The sequence below is a fragment of the Acidovorax sp. SRI_002 genome, from assembly GCF_057586455.1.
The window spans coordinates 21248-27570 of record NZ_JBYCZW010000013.1 but is presented as its reverse complement, the minus strand read 5'-3'; the positions used below and the strand labels follow the sequence as shown (position 1 = coordinate 27570).

12 protein-coding genes are annotated in these 6323 nt (G+C 58.8%); all 12 read left to right on the top strand.

The features are described from left to right. Positions 1-25: 25 nt before the first annotated feature. The 12 genes from rpsJ to AC2YJX_RS26035 all read left to right on the top strand — a co-directional run bounded on the left by rpsJ (position 26) and on the right by AC2YJX_RS26035 (position 6204). Entirely contained in the window at positions 26-337 is a 312-nt protein-coding gene (gene rpsJ / locus AC2YJX_RS26090; protein WP_005796953.1) for a 30S ribosomal protein S10, read from the top strand. A gap of 232 nt (positions 338-569) precedes the next feature. After that, positions 570-1244 (top strand): 50S ribosomal protein L3, encoded by a 675-nt coding sequence (gene rplC, locus AC2YJX_RS26085; protein ID WP_055394981.1) that lies wholly within the window; start codon positions 570-572, stop codon positions 1242-1244. Then, the gene (gene rplD, locus AC2YJX_RS26080) at positions 1244-1864 is read left to right on the top strand and encodes a 50S ribosomal protein L4 (protein WP_008906425.1); all 621 of its coding nucleotides are present in this window, start codon (positions 1244-1246) and stop codon (positions 1862-1864) included. Before rplC ends, rplD begins: the two co-directional genes overlap by 1 nt. Beyond that, positions 1861-2175 (top strand): 50S ribosomal protein L23, encoded by a 315-nt coding sequence (gene rplW, locus AC2YJX_RS26075; protein ID WP_010467173.1) that lies wholly within the window; start codon positions 1861-1863, stop codon positions 2173-2175. Before rplD ends, rplW begins: the two co-directional genes overlap by 4 nt. Positions 2176-2177: 2 nt before the next feature. Continuing rightward, entirely contained in the window at positions 2178-3002 is an 825-nt protein-coding gene (gene rplB / locus AC2YJX_RS26070) for a 50S ribosomal protein L2 (protein WP_010467175.1), read from the top strand. Positions 3003-3012: 10 nt separating this feature from the next. Then, positions 3013-3288 carry a 30S ribosomal protein S19 gene (gene rpsS, locus AC2YJX_RS26065; RefSeq protein WP_010467177.1) on the top strand — a complete coding sequence of 92 codons (276 nt, stop codon included), beginning with the start codon at positions 3013-3015 and terminating at the stop codon, positions 3286-3288. A gap of 9 nt (positions 3289-3297) precedes the next feature. Further along, the gene (gene rplV, locus AC2YJX_RS26060; protein ID WP_007847806.1) at positions 3298-3630 is read left to right on the top strand and encodes a 50S ribosomal protein L22; all 333 of its coding nucleotides are present in this window, start codon (positions 3298-3300) and stop codon (positions 3628-3630) included. Positions 3631-3645: 15 nt separating this feature from the next. Continuing rightward, a complete protein-coding gene (gene rpsC, locus AC2YJX_RS26055; protein ID WP_487257703.1) occupies positions 3646-4527 on the top strand; it encodes a 30S ribosomal protein S3 in 882 nt (293 codons plus the stop codon). A gap of 2 nt (positions 4528-4529) precedes the next feature. Further along, positions 4530-4946: a 50S ribosomal protein L16 gene (gene rplP, locus AC2YJX_RS26050; RefSeq protein WP_015012190.1), complete on the top strand. Its 417-nt coding sequence runs from the start codon at positions 4530-4532 to the stop codon at positions 4944-4946. Positions 4947-4962: 16 nt separating this feature from the next. Continuing rightward, complete coding sequence (gene rpmC / locus AC2YJX_RS26045) at positions 4963-5157, top strand: 50S ribosomal protein L29 (RefSeq protein WP_055394985.1); 195 nt, start codon at positions 4963-4965, stop codon at positions 5155-5157. A gap of 9 nt (positions 5158-5166) precedes the next feature. Further along, positions 5167-5436, top strand: coding sequence for a 30S ribosomal protein S17 (rpsQ, locus tag AC2YJX_RS26040; protein WP_055394987.1), 270 nt, complete (start codon positions 5167-5169; stop codon positions 5434-5436). Positions 5437-5694: 258 nt separating this feature from the next. After that, entirely contained in the window at positions 5695-6204 is a 510-nt protein-coding gene (locus AC2YJX_RS26035; protein ID WP_055394989.1) for a peroxiredoxin, read from the top strand. The last annotated feature ends 119 nt before the right edge of the window (positions 6205-6323 follow it).

Genomic DNA, 6323 nt, shown 5'->3' with positions numbered 1-6323 from the left:
CCATAAGCAGAACAAGGAACTTGCCATGTCCAAGCAAAAAATCCGCATCCGCCTGAAGGCGTTTGACTACAAGCTGATCGACCAGTCCGCTGCCGAGATCGTTGACACCGCCAAGCGCACCGGCGCCATCGTCAAGGGCCCCGTGCCCCTGCCGACACGCATGAAGCGTTTCGACATCCTGCGCTCGCCGCACGTCAACAAGACCAGCCGCGACCAGCTCGAAATCCGCACGCACCAGCGTCTGATGGACATCGTGGACCCAACGGACAAGACCGTTGACGCCCTGATGAAGCTCGACCTGCCTGCTGGCGTGGACGTCGAAATCAAGCTGCAGTGATGTAGCGGCGGCCGTTGTGAGGTGGGTCCGCCCACCTTGCAGTGTCTGAAATAACGCGAACTTGCTTGAAAAAGCAGTTCGCGTTATACTTTAGGGCTTCGCTCAATTTGCGCCTGTTAAAAGGTGTGCATTGGCGGAGTTTTATTAACCTTCTTTCATACACGCGGGCGAGAGCTTGCGGAAACGCTGCAGCCAATTGAAGTTGTGGCGGTGAGAGTTTTGGAGAAAACCAATGAGTCTGAGCAACTCCCTCGGGTTGCTGGGTCGCAAAGTGGGCATGATGCGTCTGTTCACCGATGATGGGGACGCAGTGCCTGTCACGGTGGTGGATGTGTCCAACAACCGCGTTACCCAGGTCAAAACCCAAGAGAACGATGGCTACGTGGCCTTGCAGGTCACGTTTGGTTCGCGCAAAGCATCGCGCGTGACCAAGCCAGAAGCCGGCCACCTTGCCAAGGCAGGTGTGGAAGCCGGTGAAATCATCCAGGAATTCCGCGTCACTGCTGATACCGCTGGCAAATATGCCGCAGGTGCAGCTGTGCCCGTAACCGATGTGTTTGCCGTGGGCCAGAAGGTCGATGTGCAAGGCACTTCCATCGGTAAGGGTTACGCCGGTACCATCAAGCGTCACAACATGAGCTCGCAGCGCGCGTCGCACGGTAACAGCCGTTCGCACAATGTGCCTGGCTCGATCGGTATGGCACAAGACCCCGGTCGCGTGTTCCCCGGCAAGCGCATGACGGGCCACCTCGGCGATGTCACCAAGACCACGCAAAACCTCGATGTCATCCGCATCGACGAAGCGCGTCAACTGCTCTTGATCAAGGGCGCTATTCCGGGCTCCAAGGGTGGGTTCGTGACGGTGCGTCCAGCGGTCAAGGCCAAATCTTCCAAAGGAGCGAACTAATGCAGCTCGAACTCCTGAATGACCAAGGCCAAGGCGCGTCCAAGCTGGATGTTCCTGAAACCGTGTTCGGTCGTGAATACAACGAAGATCTGGTGCACCAGATCGTCGTGGCCTACCAGGCCAATGCACGCCAAGGCACTCGCGCCCAGAAGGACCGCGAGCAAGTCCGTCACTCGACCAAGAAGCCTTTCAAGCAAAAGGGTACGGGTAACGCACGTGCAGGTATGACTTCCTCGCCACTGTGGCGTGGGGGCGGTCGGATTTTCCCGAACATGCCTGACGAAAATTTCACGCAGAAGATCAACAAGAAGATGTACCGCGCCGGTATGTCTGCCATCTTGTCGCAGCTGGCCCGCGAAGGTCGTCTGGCTGTGGTCGACTCGCTGAAGCTTGACTCCCCCAAGACCAAGGTCCTGGCCGACAAGTTCAAGGCGATGAACCTGCAATCGGTGATGGTGATTGCCGACGAAGTGGACGAAAACCTGTACCTGGCTTCGCGCAATCTGGTGAACGTGCTCGTCGTTGAGCCCCGTTACGCCGATCCCGTGTCGCTGGTGCGTTTCAAGAAAGTGCTCGTCACCAAGGGTGCAATCGACAAACTCAAGGAGATGTTCGCATGAGCACACTCAAGTTTGACGAAGGTCGTCTGATGCAAGTGCTGGTCGCTCCCATCGTGTCCGAAAAGGCCACCATGGTTGCTGAAAAGTCCAATGCTGTGACGTTCAAGGTGCTGCAGAACGCAACCAAGCCAGAAATCAAGGCCGCTGTGGAATTGATGTTCAAGGTCGAGGTCAAGGGCGTCTCTGTGGTGAACACCAAAGGCAAGACCAAGCGTTTTGGCAAGACCATCGGCCGCCGCGACAACGTTCGCAAGGCATACGTCACGCTGCAACCAGGTCAAGAGCTGAACCTCTCCGGGGAGGCCGCGTAATCATGGCTGTCATCAAGATGAAACCCACTTCGCCCGGCCAACGTGCCGTGGTGAAGGTCACGCGTGACCACCTGTACAAGGGTGAAGCGTACGCCCCCCTGCTGGAGCCACAATTCCAGAAGGCCGGTCGTAACAACAACGGTCACATCACCACCCGCCACAAGGGCGGTGGCCACAAGCACCACTACCGTGTGGTGGACTTCAAGCGCAACAAGGACGGCATTCCGGCCAAGGTTGAGCGCATTGAGTACGACCCCAACCGTACGGCCCACATCGCTCTGGTGTGCTATGCCGACGGCGAGCGCCGCTACATCATCGCTCCCCGCAACCTGGAAGTGGGCGCAACCCTGCTGTCCGGTTCGGAAGCCCCGATCCGCGCTGGCAACACGCTGCCTATCCGCAACATCCCCGTGGGTTCGACCATCCACTGCATCGAGCTCAAGCCCGGTGCCGGTGCTCAGATCGCCCGCTCGGCTGGTGCTTCGGCAACGCTGCTGGCCCGTGAAGGCGTTTACGCTCAAGTGCGTATGCGCTCCGGCGAAGTGCGCAAGATCCACATCGAATGCCGCGCCACCATTGGTGAAGTGGCCAACGAAGAGCACAGCCTGCGCCAACTGGGCAAGGCCGGTGTGAAGCGCTGGATGGGTATTCGTCCTACGGTTCGCGGCGTGGCCATGAACCCTGTGGATCACCCTCACGGTGGTGGCGAAGGCCGCACCGGCGAAGGCCGCCATGCAGTCGATCCTTGGGGCAATCTGACCAAGGGTTATCGCACCCGTAACAACAAGCGCACACAGATCATGATCGTGTCGCGTCGCAAGAAGTAAGGGGTAACAGATGACTCGCTCTCTTAAAAAGGGTCCATTTGTTGACCATCACTTGCTGGCCAAGGTCGAAAAGGCCGTTGCCACCAAGGACAAGAAACCAGTCAAGACCTGGTCGCGTCGCTCCATGGTTCTGCCCGAGTTCATCGGTCTGACCATTGCCGTGCACAACGGCAAGCAGCACGTACCTGTCTATGTCACCGACCAGATGGTGGGCCACAAGCTGGGCGAATTCGCCCTGACGCGCACCTTCAAGGGTCACCCCGCTGACAAAAAAGCGAAGAAGTAAGGAACGACCATGTCTGAAACACGTGCAGTCCTCCGGGGCGTCCGTCTGTCGGTCGACAAGGGCCGTCTGGTCGCTGACCTGATCCGCGGCAAGAAGGTGGACCAGGCTCTGAACATCCTGAACTTCACGCAGAAAAAAGCTGCGGGAATCGTCAAGAAAGTTCTGGAGTCGGCTATCGCCAATGCCGAACACAACGATGGCGCTGACATCGACGAACTGAAGGTCAAGACCATCTACGTCGAACAAGGCACCACGCTCAAGCGCTTCACCGCGCGCGCCAAAGGCCGCGGCAACCGCATCAGCAAGCCCACGTGCCATGTGTACGTGACGGTTGGCAACTAAAGGCTCGGGAAGACTATGGGACAAAAAATCCATCCTACCGGCTTCCGCCTTGCGGTCAGCCGCAACTGGTCCAGCCGTTGGTACGCCAGCAACCGCGACTTCGCGGGCATGTTGGCCGAAGACATCAAGGTGCGTGAGTACCTGAAGGCCAAGTTGAAGAACGCGGCTGTGTCGCGCATCCTGATCGAGCGTCCAGCCAAGAACGCCCGCATCACCATTTACTCGGCACGTCCTGGTGTGGTGATCGGCAAGAAGGGTGAAGACATCGAGAACCTCAAGAAGGAACTCGCTCTGCGCCTGGGTGTGCCAGTGGCTGTCAACATCGAAGAAGTGCGCAAGCCCGAAATCGATGCCAAGCTGATCGCCGACAGCATCACGCAACAGCTCGAAAAGCGGATCATGTTCCGCCGCGCCATGAAGCGTGCCATGCAGAACGCCATGCGTCTGGGTGCCCAGGGCATCAAGATCATGTCGTCCGGTCGTCTGAACGGTATCGAAATCGCTCGTTGCGAGTGGTACCGTGAAGGCCGCGTGCCACTTCACACGCTGCGCGCCGACATCGACTACGGTACCTCTGAAGCCAAGACCACCTACGGTGTGATCGGCGTCAAGGTCTGGGTCTACAAGGGCGATACGCTGGGTCGAAACGACCTGCCTGCCGTGGAAACTCCACGTCCAGACGAAGAACGCCGCCCACGCGGTCCACGCCGTGACGGCCGCCCAAATGGCGATCGTCCAGGCGCAGGCCGTGGCCCACGTCGTCCAGTCGGTGGTAACACCGCTCCGGCCGACGGCAGCGACAAGCCAGTGGAAGCTGGTGGCGCTGATAACACCGCCGTTAAGCGCGTACGCAAAGTCGCCGCGCCCGCTACAGCAGCGGACGGAAAAGGAGAATAAGTATGCTGCAACCTGCTCGCCGCAAGTACCGCAAGGAGCAAAAGGGCCGTAATACCGGTGTCGCAACGCGGGGTGCCTCCGTTGCGTTCGGTGATTTCGGTCTGAAGTGCACCGATCGTGGCCGTCTCACGGCCCGCCAGATCGAAGCTGCACGCCGTGCGATTTCCCGTCACGTCAAGCGTGGCGGCCGTATCTGGATCCGCGTGTTCCCGGACAAGCCAATCTCTACCAAGCCCGCAGAAGTGCGTATGGGTAACGGTAAGGGCAACCCCGAGTACTACGTGGCCGAAATCCAGCCCGGCAAGATCGTTTTCGAGATCGTCGGTGTGCCTGAAGAACTGGCCCGCGAAGCGTTCCGCCTGGCTGCAGCCAAGCTGCCGCTGCGCACCACGTTTGTCAGTCGTCACCTTGGCGCTTAATTCAGGAGAACAAGCAATGAAGACTACTGAACTTCGCCAAAAAGACGTCGCCGGTATCGAAGCCGAAATCAAGGCGCTGCAAAAGGCCCACTTCGGCCTGCGCATGCAAAAGGCTACGCAGCAATTGGCTAACACCAACACGCTGCGCACCACCCGCCGCGATATCGCCCGTGCAAAGACCATTCTTGCTGAAAAGCAAGCCGCCAAGTAAGGAGCCCACATGACGGAACCTAAAAAATCCCTCAAGCGCACCTTGGTTGGCAAGGTGGTCAGCGACAAGCGTCAAAAGACTGTGACCGTGCTGGTCGAGCGCCGTGTGAAGCACGAGCTCTACGGCAAGATCGTTGCGAAGTCGAGCAAGTACCACGCCCATGATGAGAATGGCGAGTACAAGCTGGGCGACGTGATCGAAATTACCGAAAGCCGTCCGCTCTCCAAGACCAAGAACTGGGTGGCTACCCGCTTGGTGCAAAAGGCCGGTCTGCTGTAAATCAGCATCCCATTGCCCCGGGGTCAAGACCCCGGACGGCAAAGCCTTTCAAAACGACCCACAATGTGGGTCGTTTTGCTTTGTGGACCACTTTTTTAGGACTCAGGCAAATCGGGATGCGGCATCAACTCGCTTTGGTGTGAGTCGCTTGTCTGAGCCTTGTTTTGCGCACGTCATGTTGTGTTGGCGGCGCGGGGCACTTCGCGTATCCAATCCCATTCATCCCGCTATCCATTCCACCATCCCAAGGAGATAACAATGATCAAAGTCGGTGACACCCTGCCCGCCAGCACGCTCATGGAATATTCGGAAGTCGAGGGCGAAGGCTGCAGCATCGGCCCGAACCCTGTGCCTGTAGACAAGGCTACGGCTGGCAAGACGATTGCCCTGTTTGCATTGCCCGGAGCGTTTACGCCCACCTGCTCGGCCAAGCATGTGCCAGGCTATGTGGAAAAGGCCGCCGAGTTCAAGGCCGCTGGTGTGGATGAGATCTGGTGCGTGAGCGTGAACGACGCCTTTGTCATGGGCGCATGGGCACGTGACCAGAAGACCGATGGCAAGGTCCGCATGTTGGGCGACGGCGACGCCACTTTCGCCAAGGCCACCGGTCTGACGCTGGATCTGACGGGCAAGGGCCTGGGTCTGCGCAGCAACCGCTATTCGATGCTGGTGCGCGACGGCAAGGTGGTCACCCTCAACGTGGAAGCCCCGGGCAAATTTGAAGTGAGCGACGCTGACACGCTGCTCCAGCAAGCCCAAAAGGCTTGAGTTCGGCGTTAACCGGCTGCGCCGAGTTGCTCCCTGCGATGTGGGGCGTTCTGGCTTGGGCCGGCTGCCGGGGTCGCCGTTGCTGTGGCGAGAACTGACGAAGCCGGCCATAAGCGTGA

Excerpts from the sequence above, each read along its gene's own strand:
- AC2YJX_RS26035 (WP_055394989.1), top strand. The coding sequence starts at position 5,695 with ATGATCAAAGTCGGTGACACCCTGCCCGCCAGCACGCTCATGGAATAT.
- rplC (WP_055394981.1), top strand. The coding sequence starts at position 570 with ATGAGTCTGAGCAACTCCCTCGGGTTGCTGGGTCGCAAAGTGGGCATG.
- rplD (WP_008906425.1), top strand. The coding sequence starts at position 1,244 with ATGCAGCTCGAACTCCTGAATGACCAAGGCCAAGGCGCGTCCAAGCTG.
- rplB (WP_010467175.1), top strand. The coding sequence starts at position 2,178 with ATGGCTGTCATCAAGATGAAACCCACTTCGCCCGGCCAACGTGCCGTG.
- rplW (WP_010467173.1), top strand. The coding sequence starts at position 1,861 with ATGAGCACACTCAAGTTTGACGAAGGTCGTCTGATGCAAGTGCTGGTC.
- rpsJ (WP_005796953.1), top strand. The coding sequence starts at position 26 with ATGTCCAAGCAAAAAATCCGCATCCGCCTGAAGGCGTTTGACTACAAG.
- rplV (WP_007847806.1), top strand. The coding sequence starts at position 3,298 with ATGTCTGAAACACGTGCAGTCCTCCGGGGCGTCCGTCTGTCGGTCGAC.
- rpsQ (WP_055394987.1), top strand. The coding sequence starts at position 5,167 with ATGACGGAACCTAAAAAATCCCTCAAGCGCACCTTGGTTGGCAAGGTG.
- rpsS (WP_010467177.1), top strand. The coding sequence starts at position 3,013 with ATGACTCGCTCTCTTAAAAAGGGTCCATTTGTTGACCATCACTTGCTG.
- rpsC (WP_487257703.1), top strand. The coding sequence starts at position 3,646 with ATGGGACAAAAAATCCATCCTACCGGCTTCCGCCTTGCGGTCAGCCGC.
- rpmC (WP_055394985.1), top strand. The coding sequence starts at position 4,963 with ATGAAGACTACTGAACTTCGCCAAAAAGACGTCGCCGGTATCGAAGCC.
- rplP (WP_015012190.1), top strand. The coding sequence starts at position 4,530 with ATGCTGCAACCTGCTCGCCGCAAGTACCGCAAGGAGCAAAAGGGCCGT.